Below are 23,682 nucleotides of genomic sequence, written 5' to 3'. Positions count from 1 at the left end.
CGTGCTTCGATATTTTGTCTGGCGCATCGCCGTGATGGTTCCAACGCTGCTGGTCATATCGGCACTGGTGTTCACGATCATCGAACTTCCCCCAGGCGACTATTTCGACAGCTATGTTGCCGAGCTTCGGGCTCAGGGCGAAGCGGTGGATTCCGATCGCATCGAGATGATGCGCAAGGAATATGGTTTCGACAAGCCACCGGTCATTCGCTACTTCTACTGGGTCGGCGGGATGCTGCACGGCGATTTCGGCTATTCCTTCGAATATGAGCTGCCGGTTCGCGACGTCGTCGGGGACCGAATGTGGCTGACGGTGCTGGTTTCCTTCGTCACGATCATCTTTACCTGGCTCATCGCCTTTCCGATCGGCATGTACTCCGCCACGCATCAATACAGCTGGGGCGACTACGGCCTGACTTTCTTCGGCCTTCTCGGCCTTGCGATTCCGAACTTCATGCTGGCGCTGATCCTGATGTATTTCGCCAACATCTGGTTCGGCACGTCTATCGGCCATCTCATGGACCAGCAATATCTCGGCGAGCCGATGAGCTGGGCCAAGGCGAAGTCGATCCTCGCCCATCTCTGGATTCCGGTCTTGATCATCGGCACCGGGGGCACGGCAAGCATGATCCGGCGGCTGCGCGCCAATCTGCTCGATGAGCTACATAAGCAATATGTCGTGACCGCGCGGGCCAAAGGCCTTCATCCCTTCAGGGCGCTGGTCAAATATCCGCTGCGCATGGCGCTCAATTTCTTCATTTCAGATATCGGCTCTATCCTGCCGGCCATCATCTCCGGCGCCGAAATCACGGCAATCGTGCTGTCTTTGGAGACGACCGGGCCGATGCTGATCAAGGCGCTGCAAAGCCAGGACATGTATCTGGCAGGGTCGTTCCTGATGTTCCTCGCCTTCCTGACGGTCATCGGCGTCCTGATTTCCGACTTGGCGCTGGCGCTACTTGATCCGCGAATTCGTTTGCAAGGCGGCAGCACCAAATGAACACGCAATCGCCGCTGCCCGCTCCGGGCGCCCCGCTGCAACACTACGTTTCCATTGCGCCCTTTGACCTGGAGTCGGTCGAGGCGATGACGCCGGAGCAGTCGAAGGTCTTTCAGGCGTCGCAGCTGCGGCTGATGTGGTGGAAATTCCGTCGGCACCGGCTTGCCCTTGTATCCGGCATATTCCTGGCAGCGCTCTATTTCGGGATACTGATCTGCGAGTTCCTGGCGCCCTACGATCTGCACACGCGCAACATGGACTACATCTATTCGCCGCCGCAGCGAGTGCACCTGTTCCACAACGGCCAGTTCGTCGGGCCGTTCGTCTATGGCCGCCAGATGACGCTGGATATGGACACGCTCAAGCGGAACTACGTCGAGAAACAGGATGATGTTCAGCGGATCCGTTTCTTCTGCAAGGGCGACAGTTACCGGTTCTGGGGCCTTATCGAAGGTGACAGGCATTTTGTCTGCCCCGCCGAAAACGGCCAGCTCTTTCTGGCCGGCACTGACAGGCTGGGGCGCGATGTGCTCTCGCGCATCATCTATGGCGCACGCATTTCACTGACAATCGGCCTCGTCGGCATCAGTTTCAGCTTCCTGCTCGGCATTGTCATCGGCGGACTGGCCGGCTATCACGGCGGTATCTTCGACCTGATCGTCCAACGGATAATCGAAGTTCTGCAATCGATCCCCAGCATTCCGCTATGGCTGGCTCTGGCGGCGATTATGCCGATAACCTGGAGTCCGATCCTGATCTATTTCGGCATCACCGTCATCCTCGGGCTGCTCGACTGGACCGGACTGGCGCGGGCCGTGCGTTCAAAGCTTCTGGCCTTGCGCGAGGAGGATTACGTTCTGGCCGCGCAATTGATGGGCGCCAGAAGCAGCCGCATCATCGGGCGGCATCTCATTCCCGGCTTCATGTCGCATCTGATCGCGACGGCGACGATCTCCATACCTGGCATGATCCTGGGCGAGACGGCGCTGAGCTTCCTCGGGCTCGGGCTGAGGGCACCGATAACCAGCTGGGGCATCCTGCTCACCGAGGCGCGCAGCGTCAGCGTGATCGCGTTCTATCCATGGCTGCTTTTGCCGATGCTCCCCGTCGTTCTCGTCATCTTGGCGTTCAACTTCCTCGGCGACGGGTTGCGGGACGCCGCGGACCCCTACAAGTGACAGCGCTATTCCGCCGCGCGCAGTGCCGCCGACTCCACCCGTATGATCCTTGTCGGCAACTGTTCGCTTGTTGCAGTGTTCATCGTCCGCCTCTACACGCGGCAAGACTCGATCGGGGTTTAACACGTCGGCCTCGGGTTTCAGCCGCGAAACGCTCTGGTCGGGGGCAGTTGATTTCGTGAACTGGTTCTGGACATACAATCGCACATGAGTCGCCTTGACAGTTTCATCCGGAGGATGACCGCACAGCGCGACATACTTGATCATGTCTGCGCCGAGGTGGCAAAGATGGAGGGGCCCGTGCTCGAGCTCGGCCTCGGCAATGGCCGGACGTTCCACCATCTGCGCGAGCGCCTGCCCGGACGCCGGATCGTAGCGTTCGACCGCGCACTTGCCGCACACGCCAGCTCAATTCCCGAAGCTGAAAACCTCGTGCTCGGCGAAATACGCGAGACGGCGAGCAGGTTCATTGGCATCGACGCCGCTCTTGTTCATGCCGACATCGGCACCGGCTATGAAGATCGCGATGCAGTGACCTCTACCTGGCTTCCCGATCTGACCGCGCGCCTGCTTCGCGTCGGCGGCATCGCGGTCAGCGGCACGCCGCTCGATCACCCGCAGTTGCAACGCCTCCCGCCGCCACCTTCGGTTCCCGCCGATCGTTATTTTATCTGTAGGCGCGTGTGAGGGGCCGGGACGAGCCAAATCTTCAGGGGCCAAGCCTTCAGGGGATCGTATATACTGCTATCTCCCGGTCAATGCCGCGCAGCGAGACCTCGTGGGGCGCGGGCGTCAGCGCGTTCCTGTGCAAGAGATCGGCGGTGAGATTGTCGTCGACCACCGCCCGAGTGGCGAAGATCGCCTGTGCGTTGGCAAGGTTCTGGACCCGCGAAGCAATGTTGACCGTCTGGCCGAAATAGTCCTGTCGCTCATTCATAGACACGGCGATGCAGGGGCCGGCATGGACTCCGATCTTGAGCAGCAGATCCTCGCGCCCGCTCTTGTCGTTGAGCGTACGCATGGCATCGCGCATCCTGAGGGCTGCAGCAATCGCACGATCAGGCGTCGCGAAGGTCGCCATCACCGCATCACCGATCGTCTTCACCACCGCGCCTGCCTCCGCCGTGACGATCTCGTGCAGAACCTGGAAATGCTCGCGCACGAGATCGAAGGCTGAAAGGTCGCCCACCCGCTCGTAAAGCTCGGTCGATCCGCGCAGGTCGGTGAACAGGAACGTCAGGCTGGTGATCTTCAGGCGCTGGTTGATGTCGAGTGTATCCGTGCGATAGAGATCGCGGAACGTCTGGTTGGTGAGCAGGCGCTTGGCGGTCAGGAAGGGCCGGCGTTTTCCCAGGAAATCATGCAATGCCTGGCCGGCGATGAAGACCGTCGGCAGCACGCGGGTGTCGGTCCGGTTTTCCAGCGAAATGCGCAACGGGCCGGGTTGCATCTCCAGCGTCTGGTTCTGGACATGGTCGCGGTCGAAGGCCAAAGAGAGGCTCCGGCGCTCCTTTGTTGGTTCGCCCTTCCCGTCGATGAACTGCGCTGAATGGGTGACCGGCTCGAAGACGATGATGAATTCAGACGGAAGCTGTATGGTCAGAACCGCCTTTTCACCGGGCGCAAGCTCGATATCCTCCAGGGAGAACGCTTCTAGCTTTTTCGCGAAATCCTCTTCCGGCAGATCGACGCCGGACGCCCAGTAGATCTGGCGGAAATATTCCGCCACCGGCAGTTCGTGTGGATTGTGGGCGGCAATCCTGCGCACGCGGGGACTGACGGTGAATGTCACCTCGACCATCTCGTCGAGGGTCGGTGAATAGCCCTCTGAGCACAGCGCGCAGGTGTATTCGTCCTTTTGCAGGGTTTTCAGCGTGGCGTTGGTGTCGAGCACGCCGCCACAGCCGGGGCACAGAACATTCCAGGAAATGTCGAAGATGCCCACCCGCGCCGCATGGAGAAAGGCGCTTATTGCGCGCTCCTCGTCGAGGCCATGCTTGCTGGCGAAGGCTGGCGCATTGATGCGGCAAAGTTCGTGGTCCTCGCCCTCCGCGATGGTTCGCTTGATCGCGTCGATCGCCTGCGGATCGACATCGGCCGATTGTCGCAGAAGTGAGAATAGATCCTGAGCTTCGTTCATCGTGCAGGCTCCGGAAAATGCACCTCGAGGCATTTTGACCGGACCGATCTTTGGTCCGAGTATTCCATCTTACTTCGAAACGGACCGTACGGCCATTCGAATGGATAAGCCTGGTGACCGTTCAATTTCCATTCGGCGGATTTTAACCGGCCGCAAGCAGCACTATGATGGTCCATGGAGCATTCATCTTTGGGATTTTCTCCCATGCCGACATCAGACAATCCGCCATTTCCCGCGGCCCTGCGCCTTTTTTCTGCGGGGGTCATCGTCGTCCTGATCGTAGGCGCCGGCCTGCTTTTCATGCCTGCGATGGTGAAACCGGGCTGGCCTTGGGCCGTCACGCCGTTCAATGCGCGCTTCCTCGGTGGCTTCTACACCGCCGAAATGGTCGTGATGGCGGCACTGCTGGTCTGGAATCGCTGGTCGCCCGGCAGGCTCGTGCTCGTCATGGCCTTCATCTTCACCGTCATCGTGTCGGTGGCTTCGTTCATCAATCTCGGCTATTTCAACTTCGAGCGCAAAGCGCCCTGGCTGTGGTTTTTGGTCTATCTTGCATCGGTCGCGGTATCCGGGCTGTCCCTGTGGCGGGCCAGGGCCCGTCCTTCTGCAAAAGGCGTGACCTTAAATCCCGCATGGCGCGGCTACATGCCGGCGGAATCCGCGATCCTTGGGCTCTATGGCGTCGGCCTGTTGCTGTTTCCCCTGACATTCAGTGGCATCTGGCCATGGCCGATCGATGCCTTCCACGCTCAGGTCTACAGCGCCATCTTCCTCGCCGGTGCGGGCGGTATATATCTCGTCTGGAGAAGCGCGCCGCGCGAGGAACTGCTGGTGCTCGGGTTGGCGCAGTTTCTGGTTGGCCTGCTTACCATCCTCGGCGTCGTCATCACCGACGCTGCGGTGCACCGGATCGACTGGACGGCGACCGGGACATTGTGCTGGCTCGCCCTTTTCGGCTGGATAGGCATCAGCGGCGTCTTCAAACTCTACGCCGCCTCCCGGTATTTTAGCTCGCAATCGGCATCATAGGTCAGAGACGGCTGGATTTTCAGGTGGCGTCCGGTGCATCGTACCGGGCCGATTGCCTTCGCCGGGAACGCCATGACCAGCACGACCTCGCCACCCTCCGAGAAAATCGAGCCGCTGCTGCGGTCCGTCCGGCCAAGCGATGCGGAGGCGCTTTGCGCTATCTTCAACATGCCGGGCTTCCGCTGGGGCACGCTCAGGATGCCTTTCGAGATGGTGGAGCAGGTGGCGCGGCGCATTGCCAAGTCCGGCCAGGAAACCACCTGGATCGTTGCCGAGCTGGACGGCAAGGTCGTCGGCCATGGCAGCCTGGTCGTGCAGGGTTCACCGCGCCGTTCGCATATCGGCGAGATCAATATTGGCCTTGACGATGCCTTTGTCGGCAAAGGTATCGGCTCTGCCATACTTGGCGCGCTGCTTGACGTGGCCGACAACTGGCGCGCCCTGAAGCGGGTCGAATTGACCGTCTATGCCGACAACGAAGCGGCTCTCCGTCTCTACAAAAGCCACGGCTTTGAGGTCGAAGGCCGGCATGTGAAGGCCGGCTTTACCGACGGGCAGTACCACGACCTCCTGAGCATGGCCCGGCTGCGGTTCTAAGATCCGCTGTTTGGCGTTAGCTGTTTAGCCAGTCTGACAATTCGTGCCGAGCGAACAGGTGATTGCTCATGGAGAGCTGCGTAGGATACGGCCATTTCGTCTCACGCCATCTTAATCGAGTTGACGATCTATGTGTGGGCCGGCCGCATCCAGCAAGTCTGGTCTCGCTTGGCGTTTGCACCGCAAGCGGCTAGACGGGACCAATGACCGCCGTCTTTGATCCTACCTCTACCCCTACGCCTCCGGTGGAAATTCTGGCTGTGCTGTCGCTGCTCTGCCCGGAGGTCGTGCGCGACATCGAGCAGAACTGGAATGCACCGGTTTCCGACTACGCCCGCCATCTTTGGCGGCCGGTGGCAAGGCCTGCATCGGGCCCGGCGATCGCTGCCCGCTCGATCCTGCGCGAAGTCCTGCATCAGCGCCTCGGTATGACCATGCAGCCTGACGAGATCGGCAAAGCCCTCGACGAGTTCGAGCACAGACCGGTGATTCAGTCCGGCCTGCACTGCCTGCTTCTGATGGACCGGATCACCTTCGATGCCCTCCTGCTTGCCTGGCTCGGCGCGGTCGAAAACGGGCTGTCGGCCTTCGTCGGCTTCATGGGAACGACGATGACCATGGAGACAGTTGGCCGGGAGGGGCCGGGATGGCTCGACGTCGGCGACGACAAGATCAACCTCTTTGGCATGGGGCGCCACAAACTGTGCCGCAAAAGCGCCTGCGTGGCCGGTCCCGTCTCCCTCAACAAGCGCGCGCTCGAAGCGGTGGGCGACGAAACGGATGGCAGCCGCTGGCTGGGCACACTGCTTGCCAGCCAGGACAAGGTGTTTGAAACCGCCGCCGATGCGCTGACTGCCCTGAACCAGGATCTGGTCGCCAATTGGGATCGTGCCGGCATGGCCCTACCGGTTTTCATCGATGATCGGGCCGCCGCGGCTGCCATGGCGCGGCATCTGGAATATGACGGCAGCCTTCTTTCCAGGCTGCTCATTGAACCCGCAAGACGCCAGCGTCTCGAACATGCCTGGCAAGAGGCCGCATCGAGCCCATTTGGCAGATTCCTGCCCAATGCCACGGACTATTTCTGGGGCATCCGCGAGGAGCGCGTGCGCAAGCTCGTTCTCGAGAACGGGCACCTGATCGAGCCTGACAGGCCGCAAGGTCTTTCCATCCCGTTCGAGCGGCCACATCTCAGGCGGGCGCTGCTGGAAGGCGTGCTGCTGCCGAACTTGTTCCTGACGTTCCTTGTCCTTGCCATATTGCCGCGCGTGCGGGTCGTGGGCGGCCTGAGACAGATTGGCTACGTAGCGCTTTTCCACTCGATCCTTCTGGCCGTGCTGGACGAAAACGCGCCGGAAGAGCGCGATCTGGCCGCGGAGCTGCAGGTTCGGGAAAATGCCTGGGGCATGCGGGTCATCGATGAAAAGATCTCAGTCCGCGAGCAGCTTGCCGGCCTGCCGGAAGTGGCGCTCTTCCCAAACCTGCTCCGGCAATACCGATTGCGGACATTTGCCGAGACGACCGACGACCTGAAACTGGTTGGCGAAAACGCCAGATGGCGCAAGATCGGCCAGGCAGAGATCAAGCCGACCTGAGACTAGTGCGCAACCGCAAGCGACGGCGATCTATCGGGGAGCCTCTAGCGTCTGATCCGGCCGCATAGGCCTCACCTGTCATTGCACCGCACCGCCCCTTGCGGAGCCCATCCACCACGTGTTCGAAATCGACCGGTTCTTGTAGGGCAAGACTTTGCGACGGTATTCCAACGAATAGTCGGGATTGACGCGAAGCACCTCCTGCCATGCTGCGCGGGCTTCGGCGAAACGGCCCAGATGGCCGTAGCTGCGGGCCGGAAGCGCGCGAGACGTCGGTGACAGCGTTGCGAGTCAGCCCGTTGCATCAAGAGGTCAACGGCCTCTCATCTTCATGATAGCAGGAAGACGGAGGGTAAGAGGGAACTTTCGCAGACGACGGCCACGCAGCCGCCCGAATGGGCAGCGCTCTGCCACCGGACCCACACGGATCGCTCGCTGCCGCTTGCCCGTCGACGACTATCGGTGCATCCTTGTGAATAGCCTGGCCGTGAAGTGTGGGCGAGATCACGCCGTCACGGCCACTAGTGAGGTCTTGTTCGATGGACTGCTCGGGCTGCGGTTTCGAGATTGAGGGCGGTTACGCCTTCTGTCCGAGGTGTGGCAGGCGCCAGCCCGTGCCATGCGCCAGTTGCGGCTACACCTGCGCACCTGATTTCGAGTTCTGTCCGAAATGTGGGGCAAGCGTTGGTGCGCCCGCAAAAGCCGTCGAACGGCCTGCTCCGGCACCAAGCCGGACCATTGTGCCGTCTTCTCGAACTCCGTCGCTGCTTCCGAACATCGAAAACGAAGAAGGGCTGCATCCCGTCTCTGACGCCGATCGCCGGACGGTAACGGTCCTGTTCGCCGACCTTTGCGGCTTTACGACACTCAGCGAGCAGCTCGACCCCGAGGTCATGCAAGCGCTGCAGAACAAACTGTTCAAGGAATTGACGGCGGCCGTGCGAAACTTTGGTGGTTTCGTCGACAAATTCATCGGCGATGCACTGCTCGCTTTGTTCGGTGCGCCGGTCGCGCATGAGGACGATCCGGAACGTGCGCTTCGCGCCGCTCTCGACATGATCGCCCGGACGGCGCGGCTCGGCGAAAGCACCCCCCACTCCGGCTCGCCTCTGTTACTCCACATCGGCATAAACACTGGTCCGGTCGTTACTGGCGGATTGGGCATCGGCACCGCCAGATCCTATTCCGTGACCGGCGACACAGTGAATACGGCGCAACGCCTGCAATCGCTGGCCGCACCGGGTGAGGTGCTGGTAGGCGAGCTCACTCACAGGCTGACCCGGCATGCCTTCTCTTACGAGTCGCTGGGTGATGTCGTGTTTCGCGGCAAGGCCGGCAGCGTGCTCGTTCATCGACTGGACGCACCGCTAGCGGTGCCGCGTGCAGCGCGCGGGCTCGAGGCGCTCGGCCTCAGTGCGCCGCTAATAGGTCGTGGTGCGGAGCTCAATAGAATGATGGCGAGCCTTGACCAGGCGTGCGGCGGCTCGGCCCAACTTGTCCGCCTCGTCGGAGAAGCCGGCATCGGGAAATCGCGGCTGGTGAAGGAGTTCGTCGCCCGCGTCGGCGACGAGGAGCGTTTTCGCAACGTCGCCGTGCGGCAGGCCACGTGCTCACCGCTGGGTGAACAATCTTTTGGCGCCTTGGGCGCAGTGGTGCGCAGCGCTGCCGGGATGATGCAAAACGACAATGGGGACGAAATGCGGGGGAAGCTCGCAGGCTTGCTTGCCGATCTCGGCCTGCAGGGCGAGGAGGCGAAGCGGCTGATGCCTTTGCTCTACCATGTGCTTGGCCTTGGCGACCCCGATGCCACCTTGCAGCATGTCGAGCCCGAGCAGCTGCGGCGGCAAATTCTCTACGCAGTCCGCACAATCATCGAACGGCGGCTTGCGTTGTCGCCGCTATTGATTGTCGTCGAAGACCTGCACTGGGCGGACGCCGTGTCGCTCGAGGCACTACGTTTCGTGATGGACAGGTTGGAACGCACGCGGTTGATGTTGCTGGTCACGCATCGTCCGGCGCCGGACAACGACCAGCTCGACTCAAGTCGGGTCAGTCACACAGCGCTCAGGCTTCCGCCACTCAACAATGATGACGGACGCAGCCTGCTGGCAGCGCTTTTCGGCGAGAGCTGGGTAAGCTCCGCGGGAGGGCTTCTCGACCAGATCCTCGAGCGCGCGGGCGGCAACCCCCTTTTTGTAGAGGAAATCGTTCGCGGCCTTATCGATCGCGGTGTACTGGTGCGAGAGGGCCAGCGATGGCGGACTGTGGCAGGCGAAGTCGCAAACGGCATCCCCGCCACTATCCAGGCAATGTTGCTTGCCCGAGTCGACCGGCTGCCCCAAGAGGTGCGCCGGTTGGCCCAGGAGGCCGCGGTAATCGGCCCGCGCTTCGATGCCACACTTCTGAAAACCGTGACAGCCGACCCCAGCCGGCTCGAAGCCGGCTGCGAACTGCTTTGCGATGCGGAAATCATCGAGGAAGTTGCCGGATCAGGCTCGGTCTCGTCTCAAAGCTACCGCTTTACGCAAACATTGCTGCAGGACGTGATCTACCAGAATCTGCTCCTGCAACGCCGGACCGAAATCCACGGGCGGATCGGTGCTGCCTTGGAGCAACTGTGCGGCGACGAGCCGGAACGGCTCGAGGATTTGACGGTGCTCGGTCATCATTTTGCACAGAGCGCCGAGCGGGAGAAGGGCGCGCATTACCTGCAGGCGGCAGGCGATCGCGCTCGCATGATATATGCCAACGACGACGCCCTTCGTTTCTACGAGCGAGCACTGACTGCGTTGGGCGCGATCGGGCAAACACCGCTCAAACTGGCAATTGCAGAGCGCATTGCCGATTTGAGCGGCCCGGCAGGCCGCCGCGAGATCGCGCACCACCACTACGAGACGGTGTTGCAGGCATACCGCGAGTCGGCCAATCGCGTCGCCTCGGCGCGAGTTTTGCGTAAGATCGGTCGGCTGCTCTGGGATGTCGGCAAGCGGGACAAGGCAGAACCCCGCTATGCTGAGGCGGCAGCGCTCCTCGATGGAGCGGATGCCCCGATCGAGCAGGCGCATCTGTGGCAAGAACGTGGCCGACAGGCGTTCCGTAGCGGAGATCACGCTCTCGCGGCAAAATGGGCAGACGCGGCGCTGGATTGCGTAGGCACACTGACAACGGAGCATGTCTCCGAGGTAAGGTGTGATGCCACTCTTGTGACCGCCGAGGCACTCAACACCAAGGCTGTCGCGCTGGCTCGCCTTGGGCGAAACCGTGAGGCCGTGCGTCAGGTTGAGCGTAGCATTGAATTGGCCGAAGCCGCCGGTCTGCTGGGCGCGGCCTGCCGCGGCTACACCAATCTCGGCGTGCTTTACACGACCATCGATCCCGCAAAAGCGATGGAGGTCTGTCGGCGCGGTCTTGAAGTGGCGCGCCGTATTGGTGATTTGGGTTTCCAGGCGCGCCTCCTCGCCAATCTGGCGGTCGCTTGTTGTACTTTCACGGATCGCTGTCCAACGGAGGGCGTGCCTGCTGCCGAGAAGGCCATCGAGCTCGACCGGGCGCTCGACCAGCGCGAGCACCTGCCGGTGCCGTTGATCGTGCTTGGGCAGATCCACCAGTGCAACGGCCGTCCGGACCTGGCGGTTGGGTTGTTCCACGAAGCACTGGACGTAGCTCGCGAAACGGGCGAACCCCAACTGCTGTTTCCGTGTTATGATGGTCTCGCAACGCTTAATCTCGACCTCGACAATCTGGCCGAGGCCGAACGCTACTTTTCCCTGGCGCAGGGTATATGCGCCCAGCACGGGCTCGACCCGGAAGCGCTTGTGGTGCTGCCTTTTCTCGACTAGCCGGGGTTGGAGGTTGGAAATGTCCGCGCGTAGTGACTTGGTGCCGCTTCAACCGGGCGACCGTGCGCCAAACGTGATACTCGACGCCATTACCCAGGAAGGCAAGATCGCGCTTGACGATTTTCGCGGCCAAAAACCGGTGCTGGTCGGCCTGTTTCGAGGTCTGCATTGCGCGTTTTGCCGGCGCCATATCGCCGCCCAGGCGCGGCTTGATCCGGAGCTGCGCGAAAAGGGCGTGGAGAGCCTGACGGTGGTCAACACGCCGATCGAACGGGCGCGTCTCTATTTCCGCTACCATCCGATGCCGAATCTGCTTGCGGCCTCCGATCCTGAACGCGCTTCACATCGTGCTTTTGGACTGCCCAATCTCGAATTCACCCAAAACGAGACGAACTGGCCGTACAAGGTCTCGATGGCAGCGGCAAAGGATATGCGGGTCGACATACCAGGCGAGTTGCCCGGTCCTATGGATCCTCTTGCGGCCAGCGAAATCCTCAACAAGAGGGACCATTACGAGCTGACCGAAGCCGACGAGCAGATGCTAGCAACGGGACACGGACAATTGGTCGGTCAGTTCCTGCTGGACCGGCAGGGGATCGTCCGCTGGAGCTTCACGGAGGTTCCAGAGGGTGGGCGATACATGTTTGGGGCGCCAAGCCCGCAGGAGCTGATGTCAGCCGTATCCCAAGTCGCCCAATAGACTTGCGAACGAGGTAAGCGGGCGGGACACCGAATAAAAAGCGGAACCAATTTGTTACAAATCTAGATACTGACAAGTTCACCGTTCATGCGAGCACGGCCTCGACTTTGCCAACAAAGTCATCGAGCGAGTGATCTCCGCGAATCTCGATGCGCGGAAGGTCGATGGGATCGCAATCGAGGTCCGCCGGCCCGTGTCTGCCGCCGAAGCCGATTCGATAGCCGCACTCCTTGGCCAGCCTGCCAAGCCGTCGGTCGGTGACAGAGAAGGGTGCCGCGAACGCCGTGGTTGGCCGACCGGTCCATCGTTCGATGAACATACGAGAGCGCAGGAGCTCGGCGGCCAAGTCAGAGCTCGACAGACCATCGATCGCGCGATGCGTCGCCAGATGGCTTCCGAAGAACGCACCTTCGCCGGCGAGGCGTCGCACCGTCCCGGCGTCCATAAGCTGCGTCGGCGGGCCGCTGTAGGCGTCCCATTGTGCACTTTCACCCACCAGGTCCGTCACCAGGAACACTTCCGCGGTCAGATCGTTCGTGCGCAAGGCCGGCCAGGCATGGTCGGCAAAGTTCTGGAAGCCGTCATCGAACGTGATGAGCACTGGGCGGCCAACGAAAGGCTGACGGTTGACGATGAACCATTCCAGCTGCTCGGACCTAATCGCGTGAAAGCCATTGGCGCGCAGCCATGCCATTTGGCTGGCGAATGCGGCGGGCGCGAGCCGAAAACGGGCGAGCGCGGCCGGACCATCATCGGCGACGCTGTGATACATGAGGACAGGGATACGCTGCCGCCGCTCGCTACGTGCCACGTCGCGGCGCAAGGCCCGCGCCCCGCCCCAGACGATATTTCGCGCGACCCCGATTTCAACGGGTGCGCGGATTGGCACATGATCTACCATCGGTTCCGTCGCAACGTCGCCTGGTGACAGGCGGCGGAAGCGGTCTATGCGGTAGAGCTCGGTCTGGATCGATTGCTCGAGGACGAGGCCGTCGGTCGCTGCCAGCGTCTCTGAGATCGCTTGTGCACCGAATGTGTTCCAGTCGAAGCCCGTCCTTCCAACATTGTCTCGTAGCACGAATGCGTGTGCGCTGATGAAACTGCCGCCAGGCGCCAACGCCTCAATGAGTTTTTTGGCGATGCGCCGCACATCGGCGAGATCATCCAGGTAGTAGAGCACTTCCGAACACACGATCAGATCCATTTCGCCCGGCAGCGTGTCCGCAGAGAAATCCAGTACGCCGAACTCAACATTCGGCTGATCGCTGCATCGCGCGCGCGCCCGCCCGACGGCTACGGCGGAGATGTCAGTTGCGGTCAAATGGCCCACGCGCGGCGCCAGCTGCCGCGTGAAGTGGCCCTCCGCGCAGGCCAGCTCAAGCGCCCGCCCGATGGGACCGGCAGGCAGAATTTCGAGCTGCCGCTCATATTTTTCCTGCTCATAGGGCGAACCGTAGTTCCAGGGATCCTCGGTCGCGAAATGGCGATTCCAGAAAGATGTGCGATCATTGTCGCGCCCATCCGCGGCCCGTGCACGGCGCGGCGCTGTAAAAGGCTCTTTAGTTTCGGCGCTCGACCGAACCAGCGCCTGCGCTTCCGCGGCCAATCGCGCGAGTTTGCCGAAATGGCTGTCCCGATCAGACCGGCGTCCCGCCATGGACAACAATGCCTCGGCTGCAAACATGTTTGACTTGTCGGCACCGGCGCCCTTTTGCGGTGCATCTACAGGCGATCGCCTCGCAAGTCGCGCGGCACTGTGCATAGGCCGCTCAGGGGGCACGAAATTCAGGATCAATTCAATCCAATGACGCCTTGTCACTCTCCCGAGTACGCCGAACTGCACGAGAGCCTCGATCTGGCCATCCATCATCAGATGGGCATAGATTTGATCGATTCCTTCCGGCACTTCGATTGAGGCCGGATTTCGCGCGTCGACACGAATTCCAAGTGTCCGCGCCAGCCTGCGCGGCGCGGCAAGATCGTCGACATCGAGCAGCATTTGCTCAAAGTGATACTGCACGCGGCGAGCCGCGTCGGGATTATTCCAGACCTTGCCGAGTTCGATGATCAACTCGGTGAGGGAGCCGCCGAACCTGTCCCACCTGGCAGCCAATTGCGCTGGCACCGACAGGCTTCCTACCATAAGGCCATCGACGGCCACCTTGGCGATCTCACGCGCCCACTTACGTCCTGCCGGGAGCGTGCGCAGGGACTGCGGGTTGATCGAGCGCGAGCCGCAGCCGCAATCCGATGCGGCGTTCCACAACGCGAACCACGCGAGTGCTTCTGAAGCGGTGCGGCCGTTCGCCTCGATCGCTCCATTGGCGTGAGCCGATGCCGGGTTTTTGACCCTGGGATCGGCGGAAAAGCCGCGGGCGATCACGATTTCCGCATCTGCCAGCATCTGCGTCGAATTGCGGCTGAGCGAGTTGGGGCTGACCCGATAAAAAGCGAGCGGCTCGTCGACCATCACCCAATTTTTGCCTAGACGTGCGAGGCGCTGCCACAGATCCCAGTCCTCGCAGGTGCGCAGCGACACATCGAAGCCGCCCAACTCGGCAATTGTCTTCCGGTCGACGAGCAGCGCGTGAGTGCGGATCGCGCACCGGCGCGCGAATGTTTCGAAGGGCTGGATCGCAACCTCCGTCGCGATGCTCGACTGGGTGAGTTCGCCATCGGGCATCACGCGCCGGGAACCGCAATAGGCGGCGACCGCATCGGGCGCGGCTTCAAGTGCGGCCAGCATTTTCGCAAGGAAGCTGGCATCCACCCAATCGTCCGCATCCAGAAACATGAGCCAGTGGCCGCGCGCTGTCGACATCCCGATATTGCGCGCGCCGGCGGCGCTATACGCGCAAGAGCTCAACGTCCGAAACCGGGCATCGTGCTCCACATAACCGGCGATGATCGCGGGGGTGCGGTCCGTGGAGGCGTCGTCGACGATGATCGCCTCCCAATCCACTATTTCCTGATCGAGAAGGCAATCGAGTCCGCGCGCCAGCGTTACCTCCGCGTTGTGCGCAGGAACCACGATTGAAACCAAGGGATTATGCGCCACGCCGTGTAACCCGCGCGTTGGTTCGAAGGTAGAACAAGAGTCCCGAAACATAGCCGGCGATTTCCTGCCAAAGGAAACGGTCCTCAGGGACGCTGCGTCCAAACAGTCTCCTGCGAACTCTTCCGAGCCGCCGCGACGCCGCCATTTGGCTGCAGAGCGAGCTTGCTCCTGTCGTGCTACCGAAGTTGGAAGCCTGGCACAGCATTCGCATCCGTGCCGCCGAGCTTGGGCGCCAGCTGTCGCAGATGCACGTCAAAGCCAAGCATGCCGCATACTCATGTCGATCCCCGGAGTCGGCGCCATGACCACAGGCGGCGGTCCCGGGCACCGTATGAGTGCAATAGCTATGGCAACCTGACGTCTTTTGCAATTGGGGGCGCAACAAATGCCGCCCACTGAAGCTTTGGTGTGAATGACTGCAGTTATTGGGACTGTCGCTCCCCTCCTATCGACCGAAACGCCTCGATTCCGAGGTGCATTCTCGAACAGCCATTCTCCGTGCGAAAGAAGACCTTCCTTCTACCGTTGGGCCCGCATCGGAAGCTGATCGTCGCAGTATACAGTCGGGTGCGAGACGGTACGTGCACCGCCAGACCAGCTACTTTAGACACTTCTAATGAATCTGCGCTACTTAATTGCGCTCCAGTAGCTATAGCCTGACATTGTATTACTCATTTCGATAGTAGATTGCGTCCAATGATCGATTAGATTAGCCGGTTATGGCTGCTATCACAAAGAGATGCGAGAGCGACATCAATCCGAACTCGTGCATTTGCTGCTAGTCCAAGAGATGTAAAAGGGAGGCACGAATTGGCTTAAGCCAAGAAGATTCCGGCTTGCGAGCCGGGTATTTTGCTGGCATGCTTGCTGGTTTCTGAGTGGTGCACTGTGGCAATTGTTCAAAGAAGGGGGCATAAAGATGGCCAAGGAATCTTCGAATACCGCTTCTTCAGCAAATAAAGCGGACGCAAATCTGATAAGTAATGCAGACGGAAGCGGGCTGACCTTCATGGCGGGCCAGGCTCGCGAGAGCGGGGCCCCCGGCGACGCTGTAGGTGTCGACAAGATACGTGATCTGCTGTTCGGCAACCAGATGCAGGACTATGACCGCCGCTTTTCCAAGCTTGAAGAACGGGTCTTGCAGCGCTTCAAGGATGTCGAATCCGAGGCCAAGCGCAATCTTGAAATGTACGAGTCAAATGCAAAGAAGCAGGTGGACTCGCTTGCGGCGCAATTGCGGAACGAAAAAGACGCGCGAGCCGACGCCGACAAGGAGATTGATCGGAATCTTCGCGAGCAAAATCAGGCGCTCGAAAAGCAGGTGCGCGCGTTGTCGGATCAGTTGAGCGAGCTTGAGCGGGAAGTTGCGGACCGGATAAATCGAAACGATCATTTGCTGCGTGAGGAAATCAAGCAAAAGAATGAAAGCATTCAGATGCTGATGGAGAAAATGTTTTCCGATCTTGGCAATGTCAAGACCGACAGAAATCTTTTGGCTGGCCTGTTTGTCGAGGTTGCAAAATGTCTAAATCAGGATCCCGTCGGCAGCAAGAACAACTCGGAGCGTACCTGGAAAGTGAGTTGATCGGAACTTGACGTCGACTGTCGACCCAATCAGCCTCCCTCAAAGAGCAGCTTCGAACGATACAGAGATTGATCGCGAGGCTCTGGCTCGCCTTTTGATCGAAATTGCCCGGAACGTTGATCCGGACTATCGTGCGCGTCTCGAAGGCGTTCCAGCCGCCGATCCTCGCATGGAAACGCTGCGCCAGTTGCTGGTCGGCGGCGAAATTTCGGAGCTTTCACGAGTTACGCACCTGCTCGACGAACCCGAGCAGCTTGCGGCTGCAGTGGGGAGCGTTCTCCCCAGTGCAGCCGCACGTGCGCCTCATGCGCAACTCGGAGAGGCCCTTGCGCCAGCTGTCGAGAGGGCCGTGCAACGGTCCATCCAGAAGAGCCCGCGTACGCTGACGGATATATTGTACCCGGTGTTTCTGCCGGCTATTCGCAAGTCGATCGGCGAAAAGATCGACCAGACCTTTCAATCGCTGAATGAAACTTTAAGACATATATTTACCTGGCATGGGCTCAAGTGGAGACTTGAAGCCTGGAGAACAGGAGCAAGCTTCTCAGAAGTTGTTCTTAAGCATTCTCTTGTCTATCGTGTAGAACACGTCTTTCTAATCAATCGCAATTCCGGGCTTTTGATAGCGCATGTAACTGCCGATAATGCAACTAGCGAAGATCCTCAACTCATTTCTTCTATGCTTAGTGCAATTCAAGATTTTGTAAAAGACTCATTTAACGAGAAAGAACAGAGCGGCCTGGACACCATTCGTTTCGGGGAGCTTCGTCTCTGGTCGGAAGTTGGACCGTTTGCGACCTTGGTTGCGGTGATCCGGGGAAATCCGCCGGAGGAATTACATGAAATAATTCGCGATGTATTGCTTCGCATCCATGATGAATGCTCACAGGCTCTAGAGCAGTTTGACGGCGACAGTTCGCAGTTGGCCGGCGTAGAGACGCAGTTGCAGACCTGTGTTGAACTGAAGCAGGAGGAATCAAACCAGGGATTTCCGTGGCTGGTCGTGGCTGCAGTCCTGCTGGTTTTGATTCCGGCAGGCGGTTGGTTCTTTCTTTCCTGGCAATCCGGGCAGCGCTGGCAGGCCTATGTGTCGCGACTGGGGACCCAGCCGGGCATCATCGTTGCCGAACAAAAGGTGCGCGATGGCCAATTCTATATTGCCGGCCTGAGAGACCCGCTTGCCGCCGACCCGCAGGCTCTGTTGGCCGGAACGCAGGTCGATCCCGCTCGCGTTCATTCGCAGTGGCAATTCTATCAGAGTCTTGATCCGGAGTTCGTGTTGAAGCGGCTAACGGTGTCGCTGGTTCCGCCGGATTCAGTACGACTTTCGATCGTCAATGATCGCATCGTTGCCGAGGGTGAGGCTCCCGACACCTGGATAGATCGGGCGCGCGCAGCGGCCCAACAACTTTCGGCAGGCGGACCGGAATTCGATATCTCCAAGGTTCGTGACGTGAGCCCCGAAGCACGCGCGGCGGAGCGCTGGCAGGCCTATGTGTCGCGACTGGAGGCCCAAGCGGGAATCATCGTCGCCCAACAAACGGTGAGGGGCGGACATTTCTATATTTCCGGCCTGAGAGACCCGCTTGCCGCCGACCCGCAGGCTCTGCTGTCCGGAACGCAGGTCGATCCCGCCCGCGTTCATTCGCAGTGGCAATTCTATCAGAGCCTTGATCCGAAGTTCGTCCTGAAGCGGCTGATGGTGTCGCTGGTTCCGCCGGATTCAGTACGACTTTCGATCGTCAATGATCGCATCGTTGCCGAGGGTGAGGCTCCCGACACCTGGATAGATCGCGCACGCGCAGCGGCCCGACAGCTTTCGGCAGGCGGACCGGAATTCGACATCTCCAAGGTTCGTGATGTGAGCCCCGAAGCACGCGCGGCGGAGCACTGGCAGACTTATGTGTCGCGACTGGAGGCCCAAGCGGGAATCATCGTCGCCCAACAAACGGCGAGGGGCGGACATTTCTATATTTCCGGCCTGAGAGACCCGCAGGCCGCCGACCCGAAGGCTCTGCTGTCCGGAACAGGGGTCGATCCTGCTCGCGTTCATTCACAGTGGCAATTCTATCAAAGCCTTGATCCGAAGTTCGTGGTGAAGCGGCTGATGGCGTCGCTGACTCCGCCGGATTCAGTACGGCTTTCGATCATCAAGGATCGCATCGTTGCCCAGGGTGAAGCTCCTGCCGCCTGGATAGATCGGGCGCGGGTCGCCGCCCAACAGCTGTCCGCGGACGGACTCTCTCTAGAAATCTCCGAGCTGCGTGAGTTGACCCCTCCGCAACTCACTCATTTGAGGGAGGCTATTCAAGCGGTCGACATTTTGTTCGATTCTGGCAAGGCTGTACCGGGACCAGAGCAACTGCCGGTTCTCGACAAATTGGCGAATCAGTTGAAGGAATTGGCCAAGGCCGCCCGCAAGGCAGGCGTAACAGCACAGTTCATGTTGACCGGCCATTCGGACGAGACGGGCCGTGAAACGGCCAAGTTGTCGATCAGCGCCGCGCGCGCGGAAACAGTTCGTGCGCTTCTCAAGAAGCGCGGCGTCGATCCGGAGTTGCTCTTGGTTCGCGGCGCGGGCACCTTTGAGCCAGCGGAGATTGAAAATAGCCGAACCGGGAACTCCGCCAACCGCAGAGTTTCGGTTACGGTAAACTTCCACTAGGCGGAGCCCAGGATATTGCAAAAGAAGATCTGCATGTTGGGCGGGTTCGCTGTCGGAAAGACCAGTCTGGTTCGCAGGTTTGTGCAAAGCATCTTTTCAGAAACCTACTTGACCACGGTGGGAGTGAAAATCGACAAGAAGAGCGTCGCATTCCCGGACAAAACCGTGGATCTGATTTTGTGGGATTTGGCCGGCGAAGACGATATCGGCTCATTCCGCGTCAGCTATGTGCGAGGTGCGAGTGGGCTCGTGCTTGTCGTCGATGGAACACGCGCTGCTACTCTTGCCGTGGCGCTCACGTTGCGCGAGCGGGCCGAGGCTGAATTCGGCGCTATGCCGTTTGTATTGCTGTTCAACAAATCCGATCTGGCCGATCGGTGGGCAATATCGGATAGTGAAATTGACGAACTGAGGCAACTTGGATGGCAAGTCTATCTAACAAGTGCGCTTTCGGGTGAGCATGTTGATGATGCGTTTCGTCAACTTGCTTCGATGGTCAGCAAATAAACCATGCACGTCTTGCCAAGAGAAGTTAAAAGCTGGATTTACGATTTCTTCTACAACGAGCGCTCGGTCGCATATCTGAAAATCGACGCCCAGCTTTGCATAGCTGCGAAGGGCGGTAACGTTAAACATTACGGACTCTCGTCAGTTCGCATAGGTAAGCCTGTTGCCGAGCAGCTTGAATTCATGGAAGGTTTGTTGCCCTGCCCGGAGCTTCCATATGATATGGCCATGGTCGAACTTCCCAGCGGGCGTGTCGCGGACCTCCATCTTTTTGCTGACAATGCCTGCGTGTGGCTGCTCTTTCTTGACGCCAATGCCGAACGCGACAATAGGCAGCGGCTTCAACAGAAGGCTTATGAAATGACGCTCCTGCAAGAGAGGGAGCGTCAACTCAACGAGAAATTACAATCGATGAACGAGGCGTTGAGGGCGAGCCAAGAGGGATTGTCGCGTGAATACCAGCGCGCCGAAGCCCTGCTCCTCAACATTCTTCCGGCGTCTATCGCGGAGCGGCTAAAAGCGCACGAAGAAATTGCAGACAACTACGCAGAGGTGAGTGTGCTTTTTGCCGACATCGTCGGTTTTACGGAAAGAGCGCGGAACGTCGGAGCCGTGACGACGCTCGCTATTTTAAATTACTTCTTCAAAGCGGCGGATCTGCTCTCGGAGCGATACGGCTGCGAAAAGATCAAGACAATCGGCGATTGTGTGATGGTGGTCGCTGGCCTGCCCGCCGCGCGATCCGATCATGCGGAAGCCCTTGCGCACTATGCGCTTGAACTGCGGAAGGCGGTTAAGCTCGAACGCTTCGCAGGAGAACCGATAAGACTCAGAATTGGAATTCACTCAGGACCAATCGTGGCGGGCGTCATAGGCAAAAGGCGGTTTGCCTATGACCTATGGGGCGACACCGTTAATCTCGCCGCACGTATCCAAACGTCCGCGGAGCCCGATGAAATCCGTATTTCGGATGCAACTCATCAACTGCTTGGACCAAATTTTGCTTGCGACCCGCTCGAGGAAACGGAATTGCGTGGTACAGGTCGTGTGCGAATGTGGCGGCTCCCGGCCTGATTTGCCGCATGGCAGTGCCGACCCGGAAGCGCATTGCATCTCAAGCAACATCATGGTTTCGAATGTCCGCAGCGGTGCGCGAAGCAGTTGACCACCGAGCGACCGCCAAAGGTCTGTCCTGGTCAACTCAGGAAATCAGTTCCTGAGATTTAACGTCGATGCCCAGTTCATAGAACGGCCGGAGGCCTGGGCCGAGGTCGGAATGCCCTGCCCCCGCGGCTAAATAAACACCGCCAAGTACCCGGCGCAACGGTCTGGCTCGGAACGATGACGTCTTGCACCGCAACATCGGTTTCTTCAAGGTAGGGCAACAACGGACATAGATGTCGTTGCTCGCCGATCTGACCGGAAGGTTAACAGCACGATGCCACTCATGACTCGACGATTGGGAGCCAGGAACCTGGCGCGCCCGGCACGGCGTCTCGGAGACCTGACTGCGATGTTTGCCCTGATTGCCAGGCCGCTCGTCTTTGGGATCGCCCTTTTGTTGGCTGGTCAGGCGCAGGCGCAGGCGCCGGCGACCGTCCCGCCTGAAAGGGTCAAACAGTTGTTCGAGCTTCTCGACGATCCGTCAGTGAAGGCCTGGGTGGCCGAACAGCGAAATCAGGACGCCGGGTCAACGGGAGCGCCCGCCGAGAGAGGGGCTTCGCCGACCGACGCATCGTCCGGCGCCGTGGCCGCACCAGGCCAGATGAATACGATGGCATCCTCGACGCTCGATGGGATCAGGCATCATATCGAAAGAATCGTGCGAACTTTGCCCTTGCTGCCAGGCCAGTTCGCGCGCGTTCGGGCAGAGACGATGGAGGATATGTCCAGCAAGGGGCCTGCCGGCGTATTTGTGCTGATTGCAATGTTCATCGCTGCCGGCCTGGCACTCACTTGGGCAACGTTCAAGCTCACCCGTCCATTTCGTCTTTGGATTATCGCGCAACCGAAGGATACGCCCGTTGGGCGAGCCAAGAAGATTGGTGGCCGCCTGCTTTATTCCAGCATGCTGATAGTCTCTTTCGCACTGGGCAGCGCCGGCGCGTTCATGTTGTTCGACTGGCCGATGCTTATCCGCGAGATTGTACTGACATTTCTGATGGCGGCAGTCGTTACATGGGGTGTGCGCATGTACGTCATGGCGATGCTCGTCCCTTCCTTCATGAACGTCGAGAACGCCGTCGAGGTTCGTGCTTTGCCGATCACCAACGAAGCGGCTGACCATTGGTCCTATTGGCTACCCCGGATCGTCGGCGTCTTCGCCTTCTTCGGCGCCGCGTTTATCCTCTTGCCAGGTCTCGGCATCGATCAGGACGGAATGATGGTCCTGTCACTGGGCGCCGATTTCGTGCTGCTGTTGCTCCTGCTGCTCGCCATTTGGCGTCGGCCAAGAACGCAGCGAGACGGTGCGCGCCACATCGGTCACACGGAAGCGACATGGCTATTGACTGCTTATTTCGTCGTCCTGTTCCTGCAGCGTATCGCCGGCCTTTATACATACTTCTGGTTCACCTTCGCCGCATTCTTCCTGCCTTTGGCAATCGTGGTGACGCAGCGCGGGGTTAATTTCGTTCTGCGGCCAGGTTCGGAAGATGTCGGCCGGCCCACGATCCCGGCGGTGACGATCGCTGTCATCGATCGCGGAATCCGAATGATTTTCATCCTGGCGGCGGCTTACCTTCTCGCACGTGTCTGGGGTCTGGACATGCAATCCATGCGGGACAGCGATACGACGACGACGTTCATATTGCGCGGCTTGATCAATGTCGTGGTCATTGCCCTCGCCGCCGACTTCGGCTGGTCGATCATCAAAGCTTTGATCGAACGAAAGCTGGGCATCGAAACACCGCACCCTGTGATCAGCGACGAGGACGTCCCGATCCTCGATCCGCAGCAGGCACGGCTGCACACGCTCTTGCCGATCCTCCAGAATATTCTGCTCGCATCGATCATCGTGATGGCGGTGCTTATGATGCTCGCCTCGCTGGGTATCCAGATCGGCCCATTGATCGCCGGCGCAGGCGTCGTCGGCGTCGCCGTGGGCTTTGGGGCACAAACCATTGTCAAGGACGTCATTTCAGGCGTGTTTTTTCTGCTCGATGATGCGTTCCGTGTTGGCGAATACATTTCATCGGGCAATTACAAGGGTACTGTGGAAAGCTTTTCGCTGCGCTCGGTGAAGCTGCGCCACCATCGTGGTCCGCTGTTCACGATACCTTTCGGTGAACTCGGGGCAGTCCAGAACCAGAGCCGTGACTGGGTTATCGACAAATTCAACATTACCGTTGGTTATGACACCGATATCGACTTCGCTCGCAAGCTGATCAAGCGGATCGGCCTCGAACTGGCGGAAGATCCCGAGTTCAAACACTGGGTGCTCGACCCGATCAAGATGCAGGGCGTACAGGAGTTCGGCGAATACGGCATCGTATTGAGGGTCAAGGCCACAACCAAGCCGGGAGGCGCCTTCGGTATGAAACGCAAATTCTATGTACGCCTCCGCCAGGTCTTCAAGGAGCAGGGCATCGAACTCCCATTTCCGACCGTCCAGGTCCAGGGGCTACAGAACCAACATGGGGCAGAGAATGCACCGTTGGAGATCACGCCCGAGTTGAAAATGGCCGTCGCGCAGTCGCACACTATTCGGCGCAGAAAAAAAGCTAGCACAACGGAATAGAAAAGCTGCGACACCTGCTGGTCACAGCGCGGCTTTCCGCGCATCGCTCA

Annotated in this window: 15 protein-coding genes and 2 pseudogenes; 14 read left to right on the top strand and 3 right to left on the bottom strand. The window is 59.7% G+C overall.

Features of this window, described 5'->3' with window-relative positions; all coding sequences use genetic code 11:
* The first annotated feature begins 1 nt into the window (after position 1).
* The 3 genes from NKJ73_RS15705 (at position 2) to NKJ73_RS15695 (ending at position 2,865) form a co-directional block, all read left to right on the top strand.
* Entirely contained in the window at positions 2–1,000 is a 999-nt protein-coding gene (locus tag NKJ73_RS15705; RefSeq protein ID WP_352570080.1) for an ABC transporter permease, read from the top strand.
* Positions 997–2,178, top strand: a complete 1,182-nt coding sequence (locus NKJ73_RS15700; RefSeq protein ID WP_031211575.1) for an ABC transporter permease — start codon at positions 997–999, stop codon at positions 2,176–2,178. Before NKJ73_RS15705 ends, NKJ73_RS15700 begins: the two co-directional genes overlap by 4 nt.
* A gap of 207 nt (positions 2,179–2,385) precedes the next feature.
* Positions 2,386–2,865, top strand: coding sequence for a class I SAM-dependent methyltransferase (locus tag NKJ73_RS15695; RefSeq protein ID WP_352457162.1), 480 nt, complete (start codon positions 2,386–2,388; stop codon positions 2,863–2,865).
* Between the two features lie 37 nt (positions 2,866–2,902).
* Here the strand turns inward: NKJ73_RS15695 and NKJ73_RS15690 are convergent, their stop codons facing one another.
* Entirely contained in the window at positions 2,903–4,318 is a 1,416-nt protein-coding gene (locus tag NKJ73_RS15690; protein ID WP_352570079.1) for an adenylate/guanylate cyclase domain-containing protein, read from the bottom strand.
* A 204-nt stretch (positions 4,319–4,522) separates the two neighbouring features.
* On the opposite strand from NKJ73_RS15690, the gene NKJ73_RS15685 reads away from it, so the two are divergent.
* From NKJ73_RS15685 to NKJ73_RS15675, 3 genes are all read left to right on the top strand, one after another.
* Entirely contained in the window at positions 4,523–5,347 is an 825-nt protein-coding gene (locus tag NKJ73_RS15685; RefSeq protein WP_352570078.1) for a hypothetical protein, read from the top strand.
* Between the two features lie 72 nt (positions 5,348–5,419).
* A complete protein-coding gene (locus NKJ73_RS15680; protein ID WP_352450247.1) occupies positions 5,420–5,944 on the top strand; it encodes a GNAT family N-acetyltransferase in 525 nt (174 codons plus the stop codon).
* Positions 5,945–6,147: 203 nt separating this feature from the next.
* Positions 6,148–7,539, top strand: a complete 1,392-nt coding sequence (locus NKJ73_RS15675; protein WP_352570077.1) for a hypothetical protein — start codon at positions 6,148–6,150, stop codon at positions 7,537–7,539.
* Between the two features lie 97 nt (positions 7,540–7,636).
* Here the strand turns inward: NKJ73_RS15675 and NKJ73_RS15670 are convergent.
* Positions 7,637–7,862 (bottom strand): annotated as a pseudogene (locus NKJ73_RS15670) (adenylate/guanylate cyclase domain-containing protein); the annotation flags it as partial.
* Between the two features lie 216 nt (positions 7,863–8,078).
* Here NKJ73_RS15670 and NKJ73_RS15665 point away from each other — a divergent pair.
* Both NKJ73_RS15665 and NKJ73_RS15660 read left to right on the top strand, forming a co-directional pair.
* Positions 8,079–11,378, top strand: coding sequence for an adenylate/guanylate cyclase domain-containing protein (locus NKJ73_RS15665; RefSeq protein ID WP_352570076.1), 3,300 nt, complete (start codon positions 8,079–8,081; stop codon positions 11,376–11,378).
* A 19-nt stretch (positions 11,379–11,397) separates the two neighbouring features.
* On the top strand, positions 11,398–12,078 hold the full coding sequence (locus NKJ73_RS15660; RefSeq protein WP_352570074.1) for a redoxin domain-containing protein: 681 nt from the start codon (positions 11,398–11,400) through the stop codon (positions 12,076–12,078).
* Between the two features lie 85 nt (positions 12,079–12,163).
* Here the strand turns inward: NKJ73_RS15660 and NKJ73_RS15655 are convergent, their stop codons facing one another.
* A complete protein-coding gene (locus tag NKJ73_RS15655) occupies positions 12,164–15,136 on the bottom strand; it encodes a trifunctional glycosyltransferase/class I SAM-dependent methyltransferase/polysaccharide deacetylase (RefSeq protein WP_352570072.1) in 2,973 nt (990 codons plus the stop codon).
* A 161-nt stretch (positions 15,137–15,297) separates the two neighbouring features.
* On the opposite strand from NKJ73_RS15655, the pseudogene NKJ73_RS15650 reads away from it, so the two are divergent.
* The 6 genes and pseudogenes from NKJ73_RS15650 to NKJ73_RS15625 all read left to right on the top strand — a co-directional run.
* Positions 15,298–15,443 (top strand): annotated as a pseudogene (locus NKJ73_RS15650) (IS110 family transposase); the annotation flags it as partial.
* A gap of 612 nt (positions 15,444–16,055) precedes the next feature.
* The gene (locus NKJ73_RS15645) at positions 16,056–16,721 is read left to right on the top strand and encodes a DUF3450 domain-containing protein (RefSeq protein WP_031211579.1); all 666 of its coding nucleotides are present in this window, start codon (positions 16,056–16,058) and stop codon (positions 16,719–16,721) included.
* 94 nt (positions 16,722–16,815) lie between these two features.
* Positions 16,816–19,386, top strand: a complete 2,571-nt coding sequence (locus tag NKJ73_RS15640) for an OmpA family protein (protein WP_352570071.1) — start codon at positions 16,816–16,818, stop codon at positions 19,384–19,386.
* A gap of 15 nt (positions 19,387–19,401) precedes the next feature.
* Positions 19,402–19,893 (top strand): Rab family GTPase, encoded by a 492-nt coding sequence (locus tag NKJ73_RS15635; protein ID WP_245274668.1) that lies wholly within the window; start codon positions 19,402–19,404, stop codon positions 19,891–19,893.
* A 3-nt stretch (positions 19,894–19,896) separates the two neighbouring features.
* Positions 19,897–20,967, top strand: coding sequence for an adenylate/guanylate cyclase domain-containing protein (locus tag NKJ73_RS15630; protein WP_023675981.1), 1,071 nt, complete (start codon positions 19,897–19,899; stop codon positions 20,965–20,967).
* Between the two features lie 439 nt (positions 20,968–21,406).
* The gene (locus NKJ73_RS15625) at positions 21,407–23,632 is read left to right on the top strand and encodes a mechanosensitive ion channel family protein (protein ID WP_023675982.1); all 2,226 of its coding nucleotides are present in this window, start codon (positions 21,407–21,409) and stop codon (positions 23,630–23,632) included.
* Positions 23,633–23,682: the final 50 nt, after the last annotated feature.

The sequence above is a fragment of the Mesorhizobium sp. M0074 genome (genome assembly GCF_040322975.1).
Classification (GTDB): domain Bacteria; phylum Pseudomonadota; class Alphaproteobacteria; order Rhizobiales; family Rhizobiaceae; genus Mesorhizobium.
Note: the sequence above shows the minus strand (reverse complement) of the source record. Positions and strands in the feature narration are given on the sequence as shown.

Excerpts from the sequence above, each read along its gene's own strand:
- NKJ73_RS15700 (WP_031211575.1), top strand. The coding sequence starts at position 997 with ATGAACACGCAATCGCCGCTGCCCGCTCCGGGCGCCCCGCTGCAACAC.
- NKJ73_RS15695 (WP_352457162.1), top strand. The coding sequence starts at position 2,386 with ATGAGTCGCCTTGACAGTTTCATCCGGAGGATGACCGCACAGCGCGAC.
- NKJ73_RS15690 (WP_352570079.1), bottom strand. The coding sequence starts at position 4,318 with ATGAACGAAGCTCAGGATCTATTCTCACTTCTGCGACAATCGGCCGAT.
- NKJ73_RS15685 (WP_352570078.1), top strand. The coding sequence starts at position 4,523 with ATGCCGACATCAGACAATCCGCCATTTCCCGCGGCCCTGCGCCTTTTT.
- NKJ73_RS15680 (WP_352450247.1), top strand. The coding sequence starts at position 5,420 with ATGACCAGCACGACCTCGCCACCCTCCGAGAAAATCGAGCCGCTGCTG.
- NKJ73_RS15675 (WP_352570077.1), top strand. The coding sequence starts at position 6,148 with ATGACCGCCGTCTTTGATCCTACCTCTACCCCTACGCCTCCGGTGGAA.
- NKJ73_RS15665 (WP_352570076.1), top strand. The coding sequence starts at position 8,079 with ATGGACTGCTCGGGCTGCGGTTTCGAGATTGAGGGCGGTTACGCCTTC.
- NKJ73_RS15660 (WP_352570074.1), top strand. The coding sequence starts at position 11,398 with ATGTCCGCGCGTAGTGACTTGGTGCCGCTTCAACCGGGCGACCGTGCG.
- NKJ73_RS15645 (WP_031211579.1), top strand. The coding sequence starts at position 16,056 with ATGGCCAAGGAATCTTCGAATACCGCTTCTTCAGCAAATAAAGCGGAC.
- NKJ73_RS15630 (WP_023675981.1), top strand. The coding sequence starts at position 19,897 with ATGCACGTCTTGCCAAGAGAAGTTAAAAGCTGGATTTACGATTTCTTC.
- NKJ73_RS15625 (WP_023675982.1), top strand. The coding sequence starts at position 21,407 with ATGTTTGCCCTGATTGCCAGGCCGCTCGTCTTTGGGATCGCCCTTTTG.